Genomic DNA, 23,244 nt, shown 5'->3' on the forward strand with positions numbered 1-23,244 from the left:
TTCTAAAAACGATTATTCTTCGATTTTACCAACCTTATATTCGTCAACCAATTTTAAATATGTGTCAAACTGTTCTTCTGTCATCATCTTTTTAAAAGCAGCTCTTCTACTTACATCAATTTCTTTATGATACTGCATATAAACATCAAGTTTTCCATGATAATTATCGTGATTATCTCTTAAAACTGTAAAAAAAGTTTCATTTGCTGCATCGTATTTTACAGATTGCAAACTATCTAAATCCAATTCTTTCTTAATTAAAGACATATTGTATTTTTCTCTTCCGCCACGTTCTATGTTTACTTCTGTAAAATAAGTTGCGTATTGTTTGTCCTCTATAAACGCTTTTATTTTAGCATCTTGTTCTGCAAAAACTATTTTTTGTGCAGCCAAAGCAGCTTCTTTATTTCCGTTAGCATCTAACCAAGCTTGTTTTGCTTTTTCTGTATACTCCGTTGTAATTTTATCAAACTTTGTAGTTTGTTCTTCTGTCAATGCAATTTTAGATTTTATCATTGGATAATTAAACCTGCCTTTACTTTCTTTTTCACTACAACCAACAACAATTGTTAAGATTGCTATTATTAAAATTTTATTGATTAATTTCATCTTTATATTTTTTAATTGAACTCAACTATTTTTCTTTATTTATCTAGACTGTTAATCTAGTTTATCTTTTAAATAAACATTATCTGGATCTTGTTTTTGATGGATTGTATTTAAAATTATCGCATTCTCTTTTTCTTTTAATTTTATAGCTAAATCTACGACTCTGTCTATATAAGCTCCTTGAGGTTTTAGATTAAAACCTATATTTTTTGACAACAAATTATATTGTGTTTCTAATATTGAAGGATTTTTTACAAGCTCTTTTACATTTATTCTAAAACCATTAAATATCGTTCTTAATCCATCAATTAATGATGGCAATACAACACTTCCGTGATCTTCATCTTTATAAAATTTAACGTGATAATTTAAATTTTTAGGTGTAGTAATTTCCATTAATTCAAGTGCATTCTTTTTAGCTTCAAAATGAGCAAAATGTTGTTTGCTAGGTTCTTTTTGATTTCCTTTAGAATTTGCATTTGCAAAAAACAGAGAACTTCCTTTAAAATCTATTGTTTCTAAATTACTTTCCAACTTTTTTACAAGTACATTATCATCCCACCATAAACTTGGATCTATAATTAAATAAGCATTAAATTCTGAAGGATTTTTTAACAAGGTATTAAACGCAAACAAGCCACCAAATGAATGCCCTATAAGAATTTTATAATCTAATGTTCTATAAGTCTGATTAACTTTAGTAATTAATTCTTCTGTAATAAAAGACTCAAATTTCTTAGAACCTCCATTTTCATAAGATAAACTCGTAACTTTTGTAGGCGTTAAATCTCTAGATCTATTCGTGTTTTTTATTGCCACAATAATACATTCTGGCATTAATGGATAATATCCATCAGATAACTTTTGAACAATACCTGTGGTAACATTAAAAAATTTTTCTCCGTCTAAAAGATAAATAACGGGGTATTTTTGATTGGCAAAATTCTTATTTGAATAATTTTCTGGTAAAGACACCAAATATTCTCTTTCTTCATCTAATATTTTAGATTGTATGGTTTTTACCTCTCCAATCTCAATTTTTTGAGCTTGAGATAAAAAAGACATCAAACAAAAAGTAAAAACAATTATATTTCTCATATCTATGATATTTTAAAACAGAAAAGAGAACGCACAAACAACAACGCTCTCTTTTCAACATTTAATAATAATTAAAACAAACTATACGTAAGACCTAATCTAAAGTTAAAAGGTTTTTGGGGTATTCCGTAACCATTGTAATATTCTTTATCAAAAATATTATCTGCCTTAAAACTTACTTTATAATTGTCTTTTTTGTAAAATACAGTAGCATCTACCGTTGTATAAGCTTCTGAACCAAAGTTATTAGTTGTACTGTTATAAATTTCGCTCATATGATTAGCTCCTACTCCAAAGCCCAAACCTTTTGCACTTCCTTTTAAAGCTTGGTAACTTAACCAAAAGTCCCAAACTGTTTCTGGCGTATAACTTAAACTGTTTCCTAAAACAGCTTCATTACCAAAACTTACTTTTTCTAAAGTAGCATTGTTTTTAGTATACCCTGCAACAATATTTAAACCAGGTAATGGATTTGCAATTAAATCAATTTCAAAACCTTTACTCAATGTTTCTCCTGTTTGAGAGCTAATTCCGTTTTCATCTACAATAATATCGTTATCAATATTAATGTTGTAATAACTAATTGTACTTAATAATTTACCATTAAAGAAATCTAGTTTTGTACCAACTTCAAATTGTTTTGCTCTTTCTGGATCCCAAGTAATAATTTCTCCATTTCCGTTATCTGAAGGTGCATTATTGTTTAATCCGTCCATATAATTTACAAATAATGATGCTTTATCATCAAATGGATTATAAGCGATACCTAATTTTGTGCTTAATGCATTTTGATTGTATCCGTTAGTTCCTTCTACTCCATTAGATACTGTGTTACTAGACATAAAACGATCGAAACGTAACCCTCCTGTAAGCGTTAATTGTTTGTTTATGGTTATGGCATCAAAAGCATAAAACCCTAAAGTTTGAAATTTAGTAATTGTTTTATTTTTTGTTCCATCAGCTATATTTGTTTCAAATTGGTCGTTTGTTAAACCTGTAATTACAGGGTTTGTAGTATCTACAGCATCAATTGCATTCCAAACTCCGGTACGTTGTGTGTCATCTAAATTATTTAAATAACTAATACCTGTAACAAATTTATTATCAACTTTATTACCTTCTACAACATTTAAAAAGTCTTGTTGAATATGTGTATTTTGAGTTTCTCTTGGGTCTAATTGTAAGTAAAATCTATTAACAGTTGTTGCATCTCCCATTACTACTCTTAAATAATTAGCATCTGTAAATGAACTTGCTTTTGTAAAGTTAGTTTTTGATGTCCAAGTATCAGATAATTTATAATTCATGTTTATTTGAGATACTAAAGAAGAAAAATAACCAGCCATTTCATTGGTACCATAATTGGTATTAAAGTCCCAGTTTAAATCATCCCAAGAATTTACAGTATCAGAAATTAATGCTCCAGATACACCTCTTGCAAAATTTAAATTACGTTTACTTTGGTTGTATTCTAGATTTGCTTTAATTGTTAATTTGTCTGACAACTCAAAAGTTAAAGAAGGCGCCAACATAAACTCTTTTATAATTCCTTGGTCTTGAAAACTAGCTTCATTATTATAAGCTCCATTAAACCTAAAGAAAACACTTTCTTCTTTGTTTAAAACTGTGTTATAATCTATGGTTGCTCTATTTAAATCGAAACTTCCTGCGATGTAACCTAAATCTAATTTTTCGCCATTATAAGCTTGTTTTGTTACTTTATTTACAACACCACCAAAGTTGGCAATATTATTAACATTAGCTCCATAAAATAAAGAAGCAGGTCCTTTTATCAGTTCTATTCTTTCTATATTTTGAGGATCAATTGGAGCCTTTACCCAAGCAATTCCGCCATTTCTTAAATGTACGTCAGATCTAAAACCTCTTAAAAACACACTCACATTACCATCATTAGATTGTACATAACCTCCGCCAGTAATACTTTTAAAAGCAGAAGCTAAATCTGTATTTACTTGTTCTTTTAACAACGCATTTGTTACTACTGAATAAGATTGTGGATTGTTACTATTCTTTAACGGAACCTTTGCAACATATTCAGATTCCTTATGTGCAAATTGATTTAAACGTTCTGCAATAATTACAACTTCATTTAATTGCTCTTGATTTTCATCTAACTGAACATCATTTATTTTAGTTTCTAGAGAATTTACTTGAATTTGAATGCTTTTACTGTGCATTCCTATTAATGAAAACTCTAAAGTATAATCTCCGTAAGGAATATTTTTTAAAGAATATTTTCCATCAAAATTTGTAGTAGTACCAAATTTAGTCGACTTAATAATTACATTTATAAAAGATGCTGGGTTTCCATCTGATGTTATTACTTTACCTGAAACACTGCCTGTGCTTTGTTGAGCATAGGTTGAGCTTATTAAAAACAACGCAATAATTGTTTTTAGAATTTTTGATATTTGCATAATATTAATTGATTTTTATTTTTTAAGATTTAAAAATGAAAGTGTATTCTTAATATAAAATTAGATACCTTAATTTTTTACTGTTCTTATTTAGACTAATTATTAATAATGTTTTATTTTTGCGCAAATTTAGATAAGTAAAAATCTATTACTATAACGCAAAAGGTTTTTTAATCAACGAGAAAAGAAGAAATGAAAACAACACTAAAAAGTTCTATTTTTGATAAAAACATATTAGTAAAATCATTTCAAAAAAATTTTAAAACATCAAATTATACAGAAAAAACAACTGAAATAAATAACAATAGTATAAAAGGAACACAAACAGAAATTTGTATTAATGGTTTAAGAATTATAATAAGAGATCTTAAAACAAAAGAATATAATATAGAGGTACAGCATGATTTTCCTTTATATAAATTACAATTTGAAATAGAAGGTCATAGCCATTATGTACCTTTAAATTCATCGCAAACAGAAATTTTTATTCCAAATGCGCATTATAATTTATTTTACTTACCAGAAGTTAATGGTACTTTAAATTATAAAACAAAAAGGAGAAAAACCTTAGAAATACTTTTTACAGAACAATATCTAAAAGATATTATTGGTACTAATTTTAAACAAATACTACACAAAATAGGTACAGCCATCTCTAATAAAACAGCCTTTTTATTATGGGAAAAAAGTAAACCTATATCAATTGAATTAAAAAGCCACATTCATCAAATTGTTAATTGTAAGTATCCTGATGATTTAAAAAAAGCATATTTAGAAGCAAAAATCAACGAATTATTAATACAGTTATTAGCCAAAACTAATGAAAATAATTACGAAGAAGAAAATAGCCTTTTACCTATAGAAGATTATAAGAATATTCTAAAAATAAGTGAATACATACATATAAATCTAGAAAAATCTTTAACAATTACTGAATTAGCTGCAACAATAGGAGTAAATACATCTAAACTTAAACATGATTTTAAAGTAATATATGATACCACAATTTTTAAGTATATAACTAATATTAGAATGGAAAAAGCAAAAGAATTAATCCTAGAAAAAAATTACAATGTAACAGAAGCGGCGTATAAAGTAGGCTACAAACATGCACAACACTTTACAGTTGCATTTAAAAAGATTTATGGTTATTTACCTAGCAAACTAACAGATTTTAACACTTCTCAAGAAGGTAAATATAAGAACTTAAATAACTTTTAAAAAAAATAAAACTTACTAAAAAAACACCTAAACTAACTATTAATCCTCTACAAAATCTAAATCTAGCACATTAAAGTTATTGGCTGCTTTAACTAATAAAGTAGAGCCAATAGTCTCGAACAAGTCGTTTGTTTTAAGAATAAATTGAGTTTGTTTTTCAATTTTATAATTAGGAATTCCAATAATTGTTAAATCTGTAGATTTAGAGTATTGTTTTATTAAATCATAAAAAGAGGTTTGATCTATAACATTTTCTACAATTACAATTTCTACTAGCACTCTAAGGTCTTCTACTAATTCAGATATTTTTGCATGAATAGCAGCCGGATTCACATTATTATTATCTACAAATAAAACACGAATAGAAGTTTGATTCCATTTTGGAGCAGCAATAATAAAACGAGCAATATTTAGCATCATTTCAGCATTCTTACTATCGGTTTCTCGCCACCATAAATCTATTGTTTTATACCTTCCAAATTTCGACTTTCTATCAAAATCTAAATACAATAAGTTATAATCTAAATAAAGCAAAGTTTCCGTCATTTCTGCATATTCCGAAGAGCCTTCTAACCCTTTTGGCCATCCCATCATAATCGTATTCGGTTCTACCCCAGAAAAGCCAAAAGTAGTAGCAATATTGGTAATTCCTTTATATAAATTATCAACTTTTACTTGTCTAGCAAAAATACCTAACTCATTATAGATGTCTTCTCTAACAACCTGATCTCTTTTTTTTAAAGGAATTTTATTCTCTTTGTCTATAATCAACTTAAAGTTAGTAACCACGCCAGTTTTACCAGAAACGGCTTTACTTAATTCTAATAAATATCCTTGATGCTCACTGCTACCGCTAAAAAGAATAATATTTGGGTTCCAATTAGTATCAATATCATGTTTTGTATCAATCTTCATCAAGCCTTTATTCACCACATTTTCCCAAACGCTTTTCCAGATATCTGTAGAATTAATTTTTACTTCCTTTCGTTGCAACATAAAATACAATCCTCCAATTACAGCTAAAGCCCCAATCATAGCAATCATGTCTAATTTAAACATCACTCCAAAACAAGCCACAACACCCACTAACCCAATCCACCTTTTAATTTTAAAAGTGGGTTGAAAATCTGGATTTGCCCAACTTTCTAAAAAATAAGAAAGATTAATAAAACCATAAGCAGTTAAATAAAACATAGAAACCACACGAGCAATAACATCTAATTCACCTATTAAAATTCCGGCTTCAGCTATTAAAAACACCAATAATAATGCATTTACTGGCTCATTATTTTCACCTCTTCCCTTTGCAAAAAAGCGAGGTGTAACTTTATCTAAAGACATGGCTTGTAAAATTCTTGGACCACCTAAAATTCCGCCTAAAGCGGATGACAATGTTGCTCCCCAAACACCAGCAATTACGGCAGGAGCAAAAAAGGCTATTTTCATTAAAATATTATAATCTGATTTTAAAACATCAGAATCAATTGTGTACGCAATAAAAACAGCCAATACTAAATACACAATTAAACCAACTCCAATAGCAAGTAAAGTACCTTTAGGTATAGAGTTTTTAGGATCTTTTAAATCTCCACTCATTGCTATTCCGGCAGTAAAACCAGTAACTGCAGGGAAAAATATGGCAAAAACAACTTCTAAAGGAACCGATCCTTCCGTAGAAAACATAGATACCGTTTGTGGTGTAAAGTTGTGTGACCCAAAAAAGATGGAAACAATTGATAATACAATGGCTGCCAAAATAAAATACTGAGATTTTAAAGCTACAGAGGTGCTTATTAAAGCCAAAGCAGTAAGTAAAAATAAGGCAATAGTACCTGTAATTCTAAAATCATTTATCTCCATTCCGAAGCCTAAATAACTATTAAAGCTTTCTGCAAAACCTATTAAATATAATGCAATGGAAAAAGCAGTCCCCACATACAAGGCAATACCAATTGAACCACCAATTGGAACGCCCATACTTCTAGAAAGGACGTAGTAAATTCCGCCTGCTCCAATTTTTTTATCAGTGGCAACAGAAGACACACTAAGACCCGTTGAAATAGAAATAACATGTGCAATTACAATAATTAAAATGGCACCTAACAAACCTGCGTTTCCAACTACCCAACCCAAACGCATATACATAATTACACCTAAAATGGTAAGTAATGATGGTGTAAAAACACCTGCAAATGTGCCGAATTTTTTAGTTTTTGACATTTCTTAAATCCTGTTTATTAAAATAAAGTAATCTACATACGATTATTTGTATTCATCGATTTTCTCTAATTGCAAGATATTAATAATTACTCAGCCTAAAAACTAAGTTAACATTGCATATTCTAACCAAATTATTTAATGAGATTTAAAAAAATAAACTTTTAAAGTTTCTAAAGTCTAACTTCTCTTTTTTTATCATCACCAAGTGGTTGATAATTGTGTAAAAATATAATCTCTTATTATTTATTTAACCTATTTTTTATCAGCTTAAGAACAATTAACCCTAATATTCCTCCTAAAAGTGAGACGATACAATTTATGCTAAAAAGTACTCCATTAAATGCTTCGTTTTGCATTATCGATTGCGGATTAAAGCCTAATCTCCCAAATGATTTAATAAAAAAAACACTACCAAAAACGCCTGCTATTGTATTGCCTACAATACCAAATGAATATTTTTTAAACAGCATACCAAAACCTATCGCTCCAATTATTCCTAATAAAATACTCTGTAAAGAAATTAATGTTTCTGTCATAATATTAGATTTAGACTAATGGCCGTAATCCATTTTATCAACTTTACCACCCTTTAATCTTTTTTGGATAATTGCGTAAATTACAACCAAGATAATACCAATAATACCCCAAATAAATGCCACAGACAAACCATATTCTGGTGCCGCAGTATTGTATATAGTAAGTGGCTCGTGAACATCATTAATAGAAGGCAAAATAACAGGAAATAAAGAAGCCAAAGAAGAGGTGATTCCTCCTAATATTAATAAAGTTGATAGCCAAAAGGCATGTACATCTTTTTTAATTTTTTTGATAAAAAATAAACCAACTAATCCCGTAAAATACAGCATCGGGAATACTAATAAATAAGGTTTATCTACAAAATTATTTAAAGAGTCTGGATTTACAATTTGCCAAACTGCTACCGAAAAAATGGTAAGAATTGTTAAAACAATATTCAACTTAAAAATAACACCTTTCAATTTTAAATTGATAGACGAATTTGTTTTTAAAATTATCCAGTTAGCGCCGTGTATTGCCAAAGTAACTACAGAAATTAAACCTATAATAATAGTAAACCAATCGATAACTCCTGGATGTTCTGTTAGAGGACTAAAACTACTATCCCAAAGTGGTAAGAAAAAATAATGTCCTTCATACACAGAAACTCCGTTTTCTACGCCACCTAAATTTACACCTCTCACAATATTCCCTAGAGCAATCCCAAAAAATAAGGCCAGTAATAAACTAGAAACTCCAAAAGAAACATCCCAAATATCTTTCCACATCTGATATTTAAATTGACTTCTAAATTCAAGTCCAATTGCTCTAAAAATAATCAACCATAAAACGATGATTAAGGGCAAGTAGAATCCGCTAAATACAGAAGCATAAAACGTAGGAAAAGCCATAAAAAGCATTCCTCCTGCAGCTACTAACCAAACCTCATTAGAATCCCAAAATAAACCTGCAGATTTTGTAATTACTTCTTTATCCTTTTCTTTTTTAGCAAAAAATAAATGAATAATTCCTGTTCCGAAATCATATCCGTCTAAAACAAAAAAGATTCCTAAAACAGTTGCTATTATAATGTACCAAAATATTTCCATCGTTTAATGTTTTTGAAGTTTAGGACCTTCGTTAATCGTTTTACCTACTAAAACTAAAAATAATAGTCCTAATAGCATGTATAAAGCAACAAAACCTAATAAGGTAAATAAGGTGTTCCCAGAGGATACGGTTGGCGAAACACCATCGCTTGTTTTTAGCAATCCGTAGACTAAATAAGGTTGTCTCCCCAATTCTGCCGTGTACCAACCCGTAAGGTTAGCAATGTATGGAAACGGAACCAAAAACATAATAAACCAAAGCAATGGTTTAAAAGTATATAGTTTTTTTCGCCATAAAAAGAAAAGTGCCAAAGCCATAACCCCAATAAATATAGTACCTAAACCAACCATTATGTGATACGAATAATACAGCGCCGGAATATTATCTGGTAATTCTTCTTTTTTAAATTGATCCATTCCTGGAATTTGCTTGTTCCAATCTTGATGGGTTAAAAAACTTAAGATATTAGGAACTGCAATTTTATTGTCTAATTTTTTTTCGACCATATTTGGCTGTCCAATCAACACAATTTCTGCTCCAGCTTCTTCTGTTTCAAAAATCCCTTCCATGGCAGCAAAAGCCGCTGGTTGATATTTTGCAACATTTTTAGCATTCCAATCTCCAGTAGGGAAAGCCACTAAAAGGCTAGAAACTAATCCGAAAATTATACCGGTTTTTAAGAATAATTTTCCGTATTCAACTTGTTTTTTTCTTAAAATATAAAAAGCACCAATACTGGCTACCACAAAAGATGAGGTTACCACAGATGCCATTTGATTGTGTAAAAAAGCAGGTAACAACCAAGGATTGGTAAAAAGAGCAGAGAAATTTTCTAATACAAATTTTCCGTTTTCTAAAATCTCATAACCTACCGGATGCTGCATCCAAGCATTAGTAGCAAGAATAAACCAACCACTTGCCCAAGAACCTAAAAACACCAAAAAGCCTGTTAAGAAATGGAGTTTTTGTCCCATTAATTTTTCACCAAAAATAAAGAGTGCTAAAAAGGACGATTCTAAAAAGAAAGAAAACATCCCTTCCATGGCTAAAGTCTGACCAATAATTCCACCTGTAAGCTCAGAAAATTTTGCCCAATTGGTACCAAATTGAAATTCCATTGGAATCCCTGTAATAACACCCATTGTAAAGTTAATTGCAAAAATCTTCATCAAAAATTTTGCAGCATTGTTATATTGTTCATTGTTATTTCTTAGATATTTCCATTTATAATAGACTATCAATAATGAAAGTCCCATTGTTAATTGCGGAAATATATAGTGAAAGGTGATAGTAAATGCAAACTGCAACCTATCATAAAAGAGCATGTCTTCCATATTAAAAATACTTGTTATATTTATTAAGATCTACAAAAATATACATTACCATACGTTCCCTATGTAACATAAGTAGCTAAACCCATATTTTTACATTGGTAAATTTAAGAAAACAAGAACACATAGAAGCCTCTAATATTTAATATTACTTTAACATGATTGGCTACAAGAGGTACGTCTGTTAGGCCTTATTTTATTTATGTTTGTATGCCTTGTAAAGGTAAAATATTCAGTATAAATTATAGTGAGAAAGAAATAAGTTTTATTAAAAAATATTAAAATGAAAAAAAATAAAAACACCAAGAAAACGTGGATTCAGAACGGAGTTTTTGTATTAATACTTATTACGCTTTACGCTACAGGTTTGCATACAGAAGTAATTGGTTTTGCACAACGAGGCGTATTGGCTACTGGCATAATGAACCCTGATGTAAAGGAAATCACAAACAAAAAAAACTCTAAAACTATTTCTAAATACACAAAGGCTGATTTAAATATAAAGTTGATAGATAGACATGGTAAAATTATTTCTTTAGCAGACTTAAAAGATAAAGTAATATTTCTAAATTATTGGGCAACCTGGTGTCCTCCTTGTATTGCTGAAATGCCAAGTATCAGTAAATTACATAAAGAAATGGGTAATGATGTTGCTTTTATCCTCTTGTCTTTCGATAAAGATTTTGAAACTGCAAAGGCTTTTAATAAACGAAAAGATTATAATTTACCAATTTATACGCTTGCTAGTAATTTACCTACAATGTTACAATCATCTGCCTTACCAACAACTTATATCATTGATAGTGACGGAAATATTGTATTAACACATGAGGGAATGGCCAATTACAACACAGATGAATTTAGAGTATTTTTAGAAAATCTAAAATAAATTCATATTTCCCAAAATACACTTTTTAGATTGTTGTTTTATTATTTCTTTACAAACTTCACAAACAATTCCATTTTTTGTCTGTTTGGATAAGAATTATAACATGTTGTAAAAATATCTAGATTAAAATAGGAATCAAAGTACGTAATATACTCTTCTTTACTTCCACCAAAAGGTGGATGGTGATCATTTAATTTTGCATCAAAAAGCAATCCTACTAACTTCCCTTTTTCACCTAACAAATGGTTCATTTTTAACGCATACTTTTCTCTTAAATCAGGATGTATTGCACAGAAAAAAGTTTGTTCAATGATCAAATCAAAAGTTTGATCTAATTCAAAAAAATCACCCAATATTAATTGTGATTCCGGAAAGCCTGGAACCCTATTTTTAATATTTACCAAAGCACTTTTAGCTAAATCTATTACATAAACATTGGTAAAACCGTTGTTAAAAAGATATTCTGCTTCGTAAGAATTTCCACCGCCTGGAATTAAAATTTTTAAGTCTTTGTTCGTTAATTGATCAAAATATGTTTTTAAAGGAGGAGAAACAGCTCCTAAATCCCAACCAATTTTGTTTGTTTGATACTTGTTTTCCCAAAAATCTTCAGATAAGTTCATATTTTAGCTTATTATAATCATAATTTAACAGAATGATGACAATCATTTTCCTACCAACAAAATAGAGTTTATATTTGCAACGTAGTTAATAATAAACACTTTTTATGAAAACTTTAGTTAGTGCAAAAAAAAACCTCAACAAAAAAGGATTTTTAGATATTGAAACTCCTAATATTGATTATGTTGAGGAGATTTTGAAACTAAAAAAGGAGAAGAATGCAGTTATCTTAGCGCATTATTATCAAATAGATGAAATTCAAGAAATTGCAGACTTTGTTGGTGATAGTTTGGCTTTAGCACAACAAGCTGCTAAAACAGATGCAGACATTATTGTTTTTGCAGGAGTTCATTTTATGGCAGAAACCGCAAAAATATTAAACCCTACTAAAAAAGTTTTATTACCAGACTTATTAGCTGGTTGTTCTTTGGCAGATTCTTGTCCGCCAGAACAATTTTCAGAATTTAAAAAGAAACACCCAGATCACTTAGTTGTTACGTATATAAATTGCTCTGCAGAAATAAAAGCTTTAAGCGATTACGTTTGTACCTCTTCTAACGCTAGAAAGATTATTGATTCTATACCACAAGACCAACCTATTATTTTTGCTCCGGATAGAAATTTAGGAGCTTACTTAAATAAAGAAACAGGAAGAGATATGTTACTTTGGGATGGCGCTTGTATGGTTCATGAAGCTTTTTCTATGGAAAAACTGATTGACTTATATCAAGAACACCCAGATGCAGAATTAATTGCGCATCCAGAATCTGAAGCACACATGCTTAAAGTAGCCAAATATATTGGTTCTACTTCTGGTCTTTTAAACCATGTAAAAAATAGCGATAAAAAGAAATTTATTGTTGCTACAGAAGCCGGAATTTTGTTTCAGATGTTACAAGAAAATCCTGATAAGGAAATAATTCCTGCTCCAGCAAAAGAAGATAATACTTGTGCTTGTAGCGAATGTGCTTATATGAAAATGAATACAATGCAAAAATTGTATTTATGTTTAAAACACGAATTACCAAATATAGAAGTAGAAGCAGAATTATGCGAAAAAGCAATAATTCCTATCAACAGAATGCTAGAACTTTCTAAATAACGCCTTAAAATGTTACCTGATAAAAACATAATCTCTACCGATTTTTTAATAATCGGTTCTGGAGTTTCTGGATTAACTTTTGCTTTAAAAGTTGCTCTAGAACACAAAGACGCTAAAGTTGTTATTGTTACTAAAGACAAACAAAGCGAATCTAACACAAAATACGCCCAAGGTGGTATTGCTACCGTTTATAATAAAACTGTTGATACCTTTAAACAACATATAGAAGACACTTTAATTGCAGGTGATGGTTTATGTGACGAAGAGGTTGTTAAAATGGTTGTTAGAGATGCTCCAGAAAGATTACAAGAATTAATAGATTGGGGAACAAAGTTTGATAAAAACGAAAAAGGAAATTATGATTTAGGTAGAGAAGGCGGACATTCTCAAAACAGAATTTTACATCATACAGATATTACAGGTGCAGAAATTGAACGTGCTTTATTAGCACAAGTAAATGCACAACCAAATATAGAATTTCTTACCTATCATTACGCGATAGATTTAATTACAGAACATCAAACTAAAAAGACTAAAACAAAGCGAAATGGCAAAATTTCTTGTTATGGTGCTTATGTTTTAGATATTAAAGAAGATAAAGTAAAAACCTTTGTAAGCAAGTTTACACTTTTAGCATCTGGAGGAAATGGGCAAGTTTATGAAACTACTACAAACCCTACTGTAGCAACTGGAGATGGAATAGGAATTGCATACCGGGCAAAGGCAGAAATTTCTGAAATGGAATTTATACAGTTTCATCCAACAGCGTTGTACAACCCAGGCGAATATCCTGCCTTTTTAATATCCGAAGCTGTGCGAGGATTTGGTGCAAAACTAAGAAATTACAATGGTGATTTTTTTATGCATAAATATGATGAAAGAGAAGAATTAGCCTCTAGAGATATTGTTGCAAGAGCCATTGATAATGAATTAAAAAAGAGTGGAAAGCCTCATGTATATTTAGATTGCACTAATTTAGACATGGTAAAATTTAAAGAGCATTTTCCTAATATAACAGAAAAATGTGCATCTTTAAATATTGATGTAACCAAAGACTATATTCCTGTAGTGCCAGCGTCTCATTACATTTGTGGTGGTGTAAATGTGAACAAAAAAGCAAAAACATCTATCAAGAAATTATATGCTTGTGGAGAAGTTACAAGAACAGGTTTACATGGTGGAAATAGATTGGCTTCTAACTCTTTATTAGAAGGCTTGGTATATGCTCATAATGCCTTTTTAAGTGTTTCTAAAAAATACAATAAAGCCAAAACACCAAAAGACATACCTGTTTGGAATGATAATGGTGTTATTAAAAACATGGAAAAAGTATTAATTACACATGATAGAAATGAAGTAAAAACTATTATGACTAATTATGTAGGTATCGTACGTTCTAACGAGCGTTTGCTTCGGGCAGAAAAGCGTTTAAAAGTACTTTATGAAGACAACAAACGCCTTTATGACCATTCTGAACTTTCTATAGATTTATGCGAGCTAAGAAACTTAATTACAACAGCATATTTAATTACCCAATTCTCTAAAAAGAGAACCGAAAATTGTGGTGGTTTTTATAGTTTAGATTGTATTTCTAAATAAAAGAAGCTGTCTAAAAAAGGTTTAAAAAACTTAACTTTTTCAAAACATCAACTTAATTAAGTTCTACCTTTATAAGAACTTGAAATCAATTTAGATTGACAAAAACGTCCTTTTTGGAAAACTATTTCTAATCAACCTAGTATTAAATTACTACTTACCACTGTTATTTATAATAGTGATTAACTGGTTTTTAGGTACTGCACCAGATTGCCTCCAAACTTGTTTGCCAGACTTGTATAAAATTAAGGTTGGTACACCTCTAACTTCATATTTTGCAGCTAACGATTGGTTTTTATCAACATCTATTTTAACAATAGAAACTGCATCACCTAATACATCTTTTACTTCTTTTAAAATTGGACTCATGGTTTTACAAGGTCCACACCATTCTGCGAAAAAATCTACTAAAACAGGTTTATCTTGATTTATAATTTCTGAAAAATTGCTCATGCCTAAGAACTTTATATGATTATTTATTAAATGTAATACTCCAAATTCCTCTCACTTGATTTTCACTATATCCAATCGCCAAATCCTTTGGATAAAACTTGTCTATTTGGGCTAATGTAGTGCTTTTAATATCTGAAGTTGGTGTACCATGACATTGCAAACACATACTATTTGTTTTAATTGGGTAATAAAACTTAACATTTTCTGCAGATTCAACAACAATGGGTTCTGACTCTTTATTTGCTTTAGCCTCTTCTTTAAAAATATTAATATAACCTTTTTCTAAAGTGTTTGCAACATTTTTAATATTTCTTGGTTTGTCAGAGACTCTTTTTATGGTTGCTTTATATACAACAGACATACTATCTGTTAAAGGAAAAGCTTGCACATTACAAAAATTTAATGCTGCCAGAGTTCCTTTTTTTTGAATTGTCCCCATTAAGTTTTTACCCAAAACACTTTTGGTAGCTAATGCATACTTCAATCCTTTTTCACTGTAAGATAGTTTTTTTAAATTAGTACCTTGACCTTGCTGTTGCCTTTGCATTCGTTTTCCATTACCGCCTCCGTTTCCATGTTGTTGATTATAATGTTCGTCAAACCCTTCTGGTTTTTCAATATCAAACTCAAACATATAATCTGCAATTTCTTTGATCGTTTCTTCAGGAAAAACTTGTTTTGGCATTACTCCAAAACGTTTTACAGCCCCATACATTTTAGCATTTTCTTCCGTTGGATTTTTAACAAAATCTTGTATTGACTTAATAAATGCTTCTTTAGAGCTATTACTCATTAAGTAACGCTTTTTTATAGCAATCATTGGTGGTGCTATTCTATTATCTTCTATGGTTGTTGGGTTGTGGCAAACATAACAGTTTGTTTCTAGTAACTTTTTACCGGCATGTTCTTGAGTTTCTAAGACACCGTTTTTCTTAGAATAAGTGTTTTTTTTAGAATCTTTACAACCAAAAAACAAGACAATTACGACGATTGATATAAGAGATTTCATTATTTTTATTACAAAAATAAGACACCACTTTAAATTACACAGTAACTAATGTTACAGTTCTAAAACCTTAATACTATTTCTAAATAATTGAATTTTACTTTCATTTTCTAACTTTTTAAGTAATCTAGAAATTACAACTCTAGAAGTATGTAAATCTTCAGAAATTTGTTTATGGGTAACATTTAAAACATCATTATGGGTAACCATTGCCTTATCTTTAAGATATTTAAAAAGGCGTTCGTCCATTTTTAGAAAAGCAATAGTATCTAAAGCTTCTAAAAGCTCATCCATTCTGTTATGATATGTTTGTAAAATATAAGATTGCCAAGTTTTATATTTCCCTAACCATTCTGCCATTTTTTCTTTTGGCAACATAATTAATTCAACATTTGTTTCTGCTACCGCTCTAATCTTACTCTTTGTTTGCCCCATACAGCAAGAAAGTGTCATGGCACAAGTATCTCCTTTTTCTAAATAGTATAAAACAATCTCATCTCCTTTTTCATCTTCTCTAAGAATTTTAATGGCTCCAGAAATTAATAAAGGCATCGATTTAATATAATCTCCAACTTCTATAATAGTTGTATCTTCTTTAAAGCTTTTAGAAACGCCTAATTTTTCTATTTCTAAAATTAAATCTTCCTCAAAAAGGTAACCAAAATTAATCTCTAAATTACTTGTCATTATACTTTATTTTTCACCTATAAAAATAGTGAAACCTATTGTAAAAATAAAGTATATTCTAGTTTATTGCAACAACAAAAGCCCAAGATAAACTTAGGCTTTTATTAATATTAGGGGGGAAATAAAATTATTTGGCTTTTTTATCTGTGCTCATTAATAAGTAAACGGCTACAACTAGGCCAACAACAACCAATGCAAAAATGCCTATCATAATGGTACCATTTACCCAAGAAACTTGTGGTATATTTAAAAAGCTCATATTCATCTAATTTTAAACTCAAAAATAAAACATTAAGTTACTTTAAAATATGACCAAAATCAGTTTTTAAAAATTGACATTTAAAATATCTCCACTTAATTGTAAAAGTTGTAATTCAATTAATTTTGCATCAAATTTAGCATTGTTAAAAGCTGTTTTAGAATTTAGTAAATTAATTTGTGCTTGCCTAAATTCTATAGATGTTATTTGTCCCAATTTATAACGCTCTGTACTTCTATCAAAATTATTCTGTGTAGTTGATACATTTTTTTCTTGTGCTGATAAAATAAATAATTGGTTTTGATAATTCTCCCAAGTATTTTTCAGATTATTATTGATGGTTACTTTTTGTTGTTCTAATAATATTTGCTGATTTTCTAAAGCAATTTTAGCATTTGCAACATTAGTTTTTGTACTTCCACCATCAAACAAATTCCAAGACAAACTTAAACCTGCATTTAATCCGTTAGATGATGTAGATTTTGGCTGAAAGGCATTGGCAAGGTTTTCGTTATCATTCTGGTTCCAACCATAAGATGTATTTAAAGCTAAAGAAGGTAAATAATTAGCCTTATTTACTTTAATGTTAAACTCGCTAATAGCAATGTTTTTTTCATTTTGTTTAAGGGTAGAATTATTAGCAATTGTTTTTTGCTGGAGCTCTTCTAAATTCATCATTTTATTAAAACTAACCTCCGTTTCAACATTATAAGTTACTGCTTTTTCAATTCCTAAAATAATGTTTAAACCACGTTTGGCATTGCTTAATTGCTGTTTAGCACTTATTAATGTAATGCTATCATTATTTACATCTACCTCTGCATTTAACAACTCTAACTTAGTTGATTGCCCGTATTCGTATTGATATTTTGCACGCAGTAAACGTTGTTTAGAAATAGACAATGCCTCGTCTAAATTTGTCTTATTTTCTGATAACCTTGCAATTTGAAAGTATGAGGTAAACAATTGTAAATAGGTGTTTTCGATCGTTTCTCTAGCTTGTAATTCGGTTAAATTATAGGTTTCTTTTAATTGCTGATAATTGTATTTTCTTCCCAATCCATCAAAAAGAATATAATTTAAACCAATACTTGCGTTATAAGACTTAGTTACAGCACCTGTAGTAGATGTTGCTGCGCCCGTTTGTGGTGTGTTGGTTTGATTATTATTGCTATAATTTGCTCCCGAAGAAACCGTTGCCGTTGGCAAAAAACCAGTATTATAAATACTTTTATTGTTTTTTGCAACTTCTAAATTATTGTTCGCAATTTTAATTCCGAAGTTATTTTCTAAGGTAATTTCTAGTGCTTCTTTTTTGCTTAAAATCTCTTGCGAGATTCCTTGTAAAGTCGATAAAAACCCGACTATTAATATGGTATTTCTAATGATCTTCATGTTCGTCGAATTTAGATTCTATAACAGCTCTTTCTACCTCTTCTTTATTTACTTTATCTCCTGTTTTTAGCCATTTAAGTCCAACTTTTACAGAATTAGAAACAGACAATAATAATGGTAACATTACCAAGGTTAAAATGGTTGCAATTGCTATTCCGTAAGAAATAGAAATTGCCATCGGAATTAAAAATTGTGCCTGTCTACTTTTTTCTAACATTAAAGGGGCTAAACCAGCTACTGTGGTTAAAGAAGTTAAGAAAATTGCTCTAAAACGAGATTGACCAGCCAAAACTAAAGCGTCATCAAACAACATTCCTTCTTTTAAATAACTATTAAATTTCCCTATTAAAACTAAACCATCATTTACCATAATACCTACTAGTGCAATAATACCCAACCAAGATAAAATGTTGATTGGAAAATCGTGAATATAATGCCCTAAAACAACCCCAATCATACTAAAAGGAATCATTATAAGTAATAATAGTGGCTGACTGTAAGAACGAAATGTAAACGCTATTACAATATAAATTAAGCCTAAAATAATCCACTTTAACCATTCTAAAGAATCTATGGTTTTTTGGGCCTCTCTATTCTGACCTTCGTAAAGAGGAGATACAGAATGATATTTAGAAATTATTAACGGCATTACACGTGTTTTAATATCATCTAAAATTTCAGTTGCACTTTCTTTTGGATCTTTCAAATCTGCAGAAACTTGAATTTCTCTTTTTCCATTTAAATGATTTATAACAATATCTCCTCTTTTAATTTGATAATTTCCAATTTCTGAAAACGAAATTCTTGTTCCGTTTGGAGCTACAATTTGCATATCATCTAAGTTTTTAATAGAAGATCTATCTTTTCTATTATAACGCACCCAGACTTTAATTTCGTCTTGTCCTCTTTGAAAACGCTGTGCTTGAAATCCAAAGAAACCATTACGAATTTGCGCCATTACAGATTGTAAATTTAAGCCTAAAACATATGCATTGTCTTTTAAAGTAATGCTTACCTCTTTAATTCCAGCAGGATCATTATCGGAAATATCTTTTAATAAAGGATTATTTTCTAACTCTAGTTTTAATTCTGCTTTTGCGGCTTTTAACTCTTCAATATTATTTCCTAATAAAGAAACTGCAACTGGACTTCCTCCAAAATTACCACCAGAACCAAAAATTAAACTTTCTACACCGTACACTTTTCCTACTTTTTCTCTAATAGAATTTGTTATTTCTGGTGATGAAAACTCTCTACTTTCTCCTGCTAATAAATTGATATTTAAAGTAGCATTCGCACTACCGGGACCAACTCTTTTTATGATATTTTGTACAACTTGCTCGTTTCCGGATTGTTTTGCTGTATATTCTTTATTTATCAACCAAACTTTTTCTTCAATTTTAGAAATTATAGAATCCGTAATTTGTTCGTTTGTACCTTGGGGCATTTTTAAGGTTACTTGTATTTTATCACTTGCAATAGAAGGAAAAAAAGATGTTCTTACAATTCCGCCACCAATAGATGTTATACTAAAAATTAACAACGCAATAGGCATTGAAAAAGCAAACACCTTATTTTTTAAAGAAAACTTTAAAAAAGGTACGTATAGTTTTTCATTTATTTTTGTTAACCCTCCGTCTGCAAACCTGTTTATTTTATTAAAAAATGCATCAATTGCATTCTTCTTTTTTACCTCACCATTTTCTAGTCTTTTTCTGTCTAAAGCTTTAGAATGTGCAATATGTGCTGGTAAAATAATTAAGGCTTCAATTAAAGAAACTGTTAATGTTAAAAGTACAACAGTAGAAACTTCACTAAAGAAATTACCGATTCTTCCATCTACAAAAAACAAGGTTGAAAAAGCAATAATAGTGGTTAGTATTGCCGAAACAATTGGCGGAATTACTTCCATTGTACCATCTATGGCTGCTTGAATTTTAGATTTACCTAAATCATAGTAATGATGATAAATATTTTCTCCAATTACAATTCCATCATCCACCAAAATACCAATAACAATAATCATCCCAAACAGTGATAAGATATTTATAGTAACATCAAATTGTGCTGCTAAAATAAACATCCCGAAAAATGAAATAGGCAAACCAAAGGCCACCCAAATTGCCAAACGCAAATTTAAAAACAATGCTAAAAAGAAGAGCACAAGTAAAATACCTACCACTCCGTTTTCTATTAAAAGTCTGGTTCTACCTTGTAAAGTTACACTTCTATCATCTGTAATATCTAAATGAATATTTTGGTTTTGCTGATTAAATTTGTGAATGTATTCTTTAATTTTATCCGCAGAAGAAAGTAAATCTTCATTGTTTGTATTACTTATAGAAATATCAATTGCTAAATTACCATTGTAATATAATCTATCTGGAGTTTCTGACCAAGTATCTTTAACCTCTGCAATATCTTTTAGGCGAATTATATGTCCGTTTGTTTCCGTTCTAACTATAAGGTTTTGTAACTCTACACCATAATAAGAACGGTTACTTGCTCTAATTAAATAATCTTCTTGGGCAGTTTTAATATTACCTCCAGTTATTAAAAGATTAGAGTTTTGAATAGCCGTTGCTACATCTGTAAAAGACAAATTATACGCACGTAAATCATTTTCTTTTACAGCGATTTCAATTTCTTCGTCTGGAAATCCAGAGAGAGATACTTGAGAAATTCCTTCAATCCCTCTAATATCATTTTCTATATTTCTAGCATATTGCTTTAAAGAACCTAGCGAAATATCGTCTCCACTAATCGTAAAACTGATGGTTGGTCTAATATTTTCTACTTTTGCAATTACGGCAGGTTCCATACCAGAAGGAAAAGACGGAACTCTATCTACCGCATTTTTTACATCTGTTAAAACAACATCTATATCTTTCCCTTTTTCTACCTCTATATTTACCGTTGCAGAGTTTTCGCTAGAAACAGAAGTTACACGTTCTACGCCAACAATTCCTTTTAAATTATCTTCAATTTTAAGGACAACACCTTCTTCCATTTCTGCAGGAGAAGCTCCAGGGTATGCTAAAGATATGTTTATTAATTCAGAGTCTGTCAACGGAAAGAAAGACGATTTCATTGTAATAGCGCCCACTAAACCAAAAGCTACAAATGCAATAATAAAGACATTAACAGCAACAGGATATTTAATAAAATATGTAATTATTTTTTTCATCTAATTACTGTTTATTAATTTTTACAATCATACCGTCAAAAGCACCTGGCAATACTTGTGTTAATATTTTTTGATTATTCTCTAAACCTTTAATCACCACTTTTTCGCTACCAAAATAAACTGGTTGAATATTTGTTAACGTTAAAATACTATCGTTTTTAATTGTATAAACAGATTGGTTGTCTACTAGTAATTTTCTAGAAATTTCGATAGCATCAATTTCAGATTTTGCAACTAAGTCTGCTTCTAAAAACATACCTTCTTTTAAATCGGCATGTATTACATCTACATATGCTTTTATTGTTTGTGTTACTTGGTCTACTTTTCCATTAACACGAACCACTTTTCCTGTGTATTTTTTTGTTTTTTCTAAATTAGATAAGTCAACAGAATTACCAACTTTTAATAAGTCTGCATATTCTGAATTTACAGAAACTTCCATTTCATATATTTTAGGATCTATAAACTCGCCTAATTTCTGACCAACTCTAACTAAAGTTCCAGGGCTAACTAAAGCTTCTGTTAAAACACCAGAAAAAGGAGCTCTAATTTGATGTTTAGACAAACGTACTTCTAGGTTTTTAACATTATAATATGCTGTTAAAATTCCTCGTCCAGAAATAAAATACTTTTCTTTATCTGATGAGAATTCGGGTAATTTTGGCGTTGATTTGTTCATATCAAAACCTTGTAAATAATTTTCCCAATTCTTAAATTCAACTGGGTAATCTAAACGTAAATCTGGTAAAATAGCCGTAATTAAATTATACAAGTTACTTTTCTGAGACTGTAAGCTTGCGTAAAACTCATCGCTATTTATACCTAATAAAGTTTCACCACGGTTATATTTTGTACCTGCCTTAAATAACTTATTAGATACTTTTAAAACTCCAGAAACTTCAGAGTAAATTTCTATTTTATTTTTTGCAATTAAGTTTCCGCTTGCAGTTAAAACAATAGGAATATTTTTATTACTTACATTTTCTACAAAAACAGTTTTTATTTGTCTTTCAAATGTTGGTTTTGGTTTTTGGTTTTTATCAATAAGGTAATTGCCTAATAAGATAGCACCTACGATTGTTAAAATACCTAGGATTGCTAGAATAATTTTTCTCATAATTAGTTAGTTGTACTTTTAATTTATGCTTATAAAGTATTGTATTTTTGCAAATATACTTTTAAGACGTTCAGAACTTTAAATAGTTTACAAGTAAGAATGTTAAAGAAACGTTATAATTTTTAATTATTGAGTTAAAAATTAAATATTCTAGACCAATTAGTAAGCAGTTACCCTTGTATTACGACTTATTACTTACCGGTAAAAAAAATAAATTAGAGTGTAATTTTTAGGCACCATCCTTTTAGGAATTAAAAATCTTAAAATGGGCTGTTTTTTAATGCTGAAAATAATCCGATGACAGTTTTAAATTGTTAATACCTAAATTTACCTTAGAAAAAGGAATATTTTCACCAAAGAAAACGGAACTTTGCGCATTAACAAAGCTC

General features: G+C 29.7%; 19 protein-coding genes. 4 read left to right on the top strand and 15 right to left on the bottom strand.

Annotation, left to right across the window (positions count from 1 at the left end; all coding sequences use genetic code 11):
- Positions 1-12 precede the first annotated feature (12 nt).
- The 3 genes from H0I28_RS12245 to H0I28_RS12255 form a co-directional block, all read right to left on the bottom strand.
- A complete protein-coding gene (locus H0I28_RS12245) occupies positions 13-609 on the bottom strand; it encodes a hypothetical protein (protein ID WP_218759283.1) in 597 nt (198 codons plus the stop codon).
- 51 nt (positions 610-660) lie between these two features.
- Positions 661-1,707, bottom strand: a complete 1,047-nt coding sequence (locus H0I28_RS12250; protein WP_218759284.1) for an alpha/beta hydrolase — start codon at positions 1,705-1,707, stop codon at positions 661-663.
- A gap of 71 nt (positions 1,708-1,778) precedes the next feature.
- On the bottom strand, positions 1,779-4,145 hold the full coding sequence (locus tag H0I28_RS12255; protein WP_218759285.1) for a TonB-dependent receptor: 2,367 nt from the start codon (positions 4,143-4,145) through the stop codon (positions 1,779-1,781).
- 192 nt (positions 4,146-4,337) lie between these two features.
- Between H0I28_RS12255 and H0I28_RS12260 the strand changes: the two genes are divergently transcribed.
- Entirely contained in the window at positions 4,338-5,366 is a 1,029-nt protein-coding gene (locus H0I28_RS12260) for an AraC family transcriptional regulator (protein WP_218759286.1), read from the top strand.
- A gap of 39 nt (positions 5,367-5,405) precedes the next feature.
- On the opposite strand, the gene H0I28_RS12265 is transcribed toward H0I28_RS12260, so the two are convergent.
- From H0I28_RS12265 to H0I28_RS12280, 4 genes are all read right to left on the bottom strand, one after another.
- The gene (locus H0I28_RS12265) at positions 5,406-7,586 is read right to left on the bottom strand and encodes an amino acid permease (RefSeq protein WP_218759287.1); all 2,181 of its coding nucleotides are present in this window, start codon (positions 7,584-7,586) and stop codon (positions 5,406-5,408) included.
- A gap of 239 nt (positions 7,587-7,825) precedes the next feature.
- Positions 7,826-8,122, bottom strand: a complete 297-nt coding sequence (locus H0I28_RS12270) for a hypothetical protein (protein WP_218759288.1) — start codon at positions 8,120-8,122, stop codon at positions 7,826-7,828.
- A gap of 15 nt (positions 8,123-8,137) precedes the next feature.
- Positions 8,138-9,211 (bottom strand): cytochrome d ubiquinol oxidase subunit II, encoded by a 1,074-nt coding sequence (gene cydB / locus H0I28_RS12275; protein ID WP_218759289.1) that lies wholly within the window; start codon positions 9,209-9,211, stop codon positions 8,138-8,140.
- Positions 9,212-9,214: 3 nt separating this feature from the next.
- Entirely contained in the window at positions 9,215-10,546 is a 1,332-nt protein-coding gene (locus tag H0I28_RS12280) for a cytochrome ubiquinol oxidase subunit I (protein ID WP_218759290.1), read from the bottom strand.
- Positions 10,547-10,826: 280 nt separating this feature from the next.
- Between H0I28_RS12280 and H0I28_RS12285 the strand changes: the two genes are divergently transcribed.
- Entirely contained in the window at positions 10,827-11,432 is a 606-nt protein-coding gene (locus tag H0I28_RS12285) for a TlpA disulfide reductase family protein (protein WP_218759291.1), read from the top strand.
- 41 nt (positions 11,433-11,473) lie between these two features.
- Here H0I28_RS12285 and H0I28_RS12290 read toward each other — a convergent pair whose 3' ends face one another.
- Positions 11,474-12,055, bottom strand: a complete 582-nt coding sequence (locus H0I28_RS12290; protein ID WP_218759292.1) for a methyltransferase domain-containing protein — start codon at positions 12,053-12,055, stop codon at positions 11,474-11,476.
- A 104-nt stretch (positions 12,056-12,159) separates the two neighbouring features.
- Here H0I28_RS12290 and nadA point away from each other — a divergent pair, with 104 nt between their 5' ends.
- Together nadA and nadB are read left to right on the top strand one after the other, a co-directional pair.
- The gene (nadA, locus tag H0I28_RS12295) at positions 12,160-13,155 is read left to right on the top strand and encodes a quinolinate synthase NadA (RefSeq protein WP_165731697.1); all 996 of its coding nucleotides are present in this window, start codon (positions 12,160-12,162) and stop codon (positions 13,153-13,155) included.
- Positions 13,156-13,164: 9 nt separating this feature from the next.
- On the top strand, positions 13,165-14,754 hold the full coding sequence (gene nadB / locus H0I28_RS12300) for an L-aspartate oxidase (RefSeq protein WP_254712699.1): 1,590 nt from the start codon (positions 13,165-13,167) through the stop codon (positions 14,752-14,754).
- A gap of 150 nt (positions 14,755-14,904) precedes the next feature.
- Here nadB and trxA read toward each other — a convergent pair whose 3' ends face one another.
- The 7 genes from trxA to H0I28_RS12330 form a co-directional block, all read right to left on the bottom strand.
- Positions 14,905-15,204, bottom strand: a complete 300-nt coding sequence (gene trxA, locus H0I28_RS12305) for a thioredoxin (protein ID WP_218759293.1) — start codon at positions 15,202-15,204, stop codon at positions 14,905-14,907.
- Between the two features lie 19 nt (positions 15,205-15,223).
- Positions 15,224-16,213 carry a DUF3365 domain-containing protein gene (locus H0I28_RS12310; protein ID WP_218759294.1) on the bottom strand — a complete coding sequence of 330 codons (990 nt, stop codon included), beginning with the start codon at positions 16,211-16,213 and terminating at the stop codon, positions 15,224-15,226.
- A 51-nt stretch (positions 16,214-16,264) separates the two neighbouring features.
- Positions 16,265-16,897, bottom strand: a complete 633-nt coding sequence (locus tag H0I28_RS12315) for a Crp/Fnr family transcriptional regulator (protein ID WP_218759295.1) — start codon at positions 16,895-16,897, stop codon at positions 16,265-16,267.
- Between the two features lie 127 nt (positions 16,898-17,024).
- Complete coding sequence (locus tag H0I28_RS17655; RefSeq protein WP_261972279.1) at positions 17,025-17,156, bottom strand: hypothetical protein; 132 nt, start codon at positions 17,154-17,156, stop codon at positions 17,025-17,027.
- A 66-nt stretch (positions 17,157-17,222) separates the two neighbouring features.
- Positions 17,223-18,551: a TolC family protein gene (locus H0I28_RS12320; protein WP_218731777.1), complete on the bottom strand. Its 1,329-nt coding sequence runs from the start codon at positions 18,549-18,551 to the stop codon at positions 17,223-17,225.
- A complete protein-coding gene (locus tag H0I28_RS12325; RefSeq protein WP_218759296.1) occupies positions 18,538-21,738 on the bottom strand; it encodes an efflux RND transporter permease subunit in 3,201 nt (1,066 codons plus the stop codon). The genes H0I28_RS12320 and H0I28_RS12325 overlap by 14 nt, the downstream gene beginning before the upstream one ends.
- A gap of 4 nt (positions 21,739-21,742) precedes the next feature.
- Entirely contained in the window at positions 21,743-22,855 is a 1,113-nt protein-coding gene (locus H0I28_RS12330; protein WP_218731779.1) for an efflux RND transporter periplasmic adaptor subunit, read from the bottom strand.
- Positions 22,856-23,244: the final 389 nt, after the last annotated feature.

The sequence above is a fragment of the Polaribacter sp. AHE13PA genome (assembly GCF_019278505.1).
GTDB lineage: Bacteria > Bacteroidota > Bacteroidia > Flavobacteriales > Flavobacteriaceae > Polaribacter.

Bases quoted from the DNA above. Each gene is read 5' to 3' on its own strand.
- H0I28_RS12245 (WP_218759283.1), bottom strand. From the start codon at position 609: ATGAAATTAATCAATAAAATTTTAATAATAGCAATCTTAACAATTGTT.
- H0I28_RS12250 (WP_218759284.1), bottom strand. From the start codon at position 1,707: ATGAGAAATATAATTGTTTTTACTTTTTGTTTGATGTCTTTTTTATCT.
- H0I28_RS12255 (WP_218759285.1), bottom strand. From the start codon at position 4,145: ATGCAAATATCAAAAATTCTAAAAACAATTATTGCGTTGTTTTTAATA.
- H0I28_RS12260 (WP_218759286.1), top strand. From the start codon at position 4,338: ATGAAAACAACACTAAAAAGTTCTATTTTTGATAAAAACATATTAGTA.
- H0I28_RS12265 (WP_218759287.1), bottom strand. From the start codon at position 7,586: ATGTCAAAAACTAAAAAATTCGGCACATTTGCAGGTGTTTTTACACCA.
- H0I28_RS12270 (WP_218759288.1), bottom strand. From the start codon at position 8,122: ATGACAGAAACATTAATTTCTTTACAGAGTATTTTATTAGGAATAATT.
- cydB (WP_218759289.1), bottom strand. From the start codon at position 9,211: ATGGAAATATTTTGGTACATTATAATAGCAACTGTTTTAGGAATCTTT.
- H0I28_RS12280 (WP_218759290.1), bottom strand. From the start codon at position 10,546: ATGGAAGACATGCTCTTTTATGATAGGTTGCAGTTTGCATTTACTATC.
- H0I28_RS12285 (WP_218759291.1), top strand. From the start codon at position 10,827: ATGAAAAAAAATAAAAACACCAAGAAAACGTGGATTCAGAACGGAGTT.
- H0I28_RS12290 (WP_218759292.1), bottom strand. From the start codon at position 12,055: ATGAACTTATCTGAAGATTTTTGGGAAAACAAGTATCAAACAAACAAA.
- nadA (WP_165731697.1), top strand. From the start codon at position 12,160: ATGAAAACTTTAGTTAGTGCAAAAAAAAACCTCAACAAAAAAGGATTT.
- nadB (WP_254712699.1), top strand. From the start codon at position 13,165: ATGTTACCTGATAAAAACATAATCTCTACCGATTTTTTAATAATCGGT.
- trxA (WP_218759293.1), bottom strand. From the start codon at position 15,204: ATGAGCAATTTTTCAGAAATTATAAATCAAGATAAACCTGTTTTAGTA.
- H0I28_RS12310 (WP_218759294.1), bottom strand. From the start codon at position 16,213: ATGAAATCTCTTATATCAATCGTCGTAATTGTCTTGTTTTTTGGTTGT.
- H0I28_RS12315 (WP_218759295.1), bottom strand. From the start codon at position 16,897: ATGACAAGTAATTTAGAGATTAATTTTGGTTACCTTTTTGAGGAAGAT.
- H0I28_RS17655 (WP_261972279.1), bottom strand. From the start codon at position 17,156: ATGAGCTTTTTAAATATACCACAAGTTTCTTGGGTAAATGGTACCATT.
- H0I28_RS12320 (WP_218731777.1), bottom strand. From the start codon at position 18,551: ATGAAGATCATTAGAAATACCATATTAATAGTCGGGTTTTTATCGACT.
- H0I28_RS12325 (WP_218759296.1), bottom strand. From the start codon at position 21,738: ATGAAAAAAATAATTACATATTTTATTAAATATCCTGTTGCTGTTAAT.
- H0I28_RS12330 (WP_218731779.1), bottom strand. From the start codon at position 22,855: ATGAGAAAAATTATTCTAGCAATCCTAGGTATTTTAACAATCGTAGGT.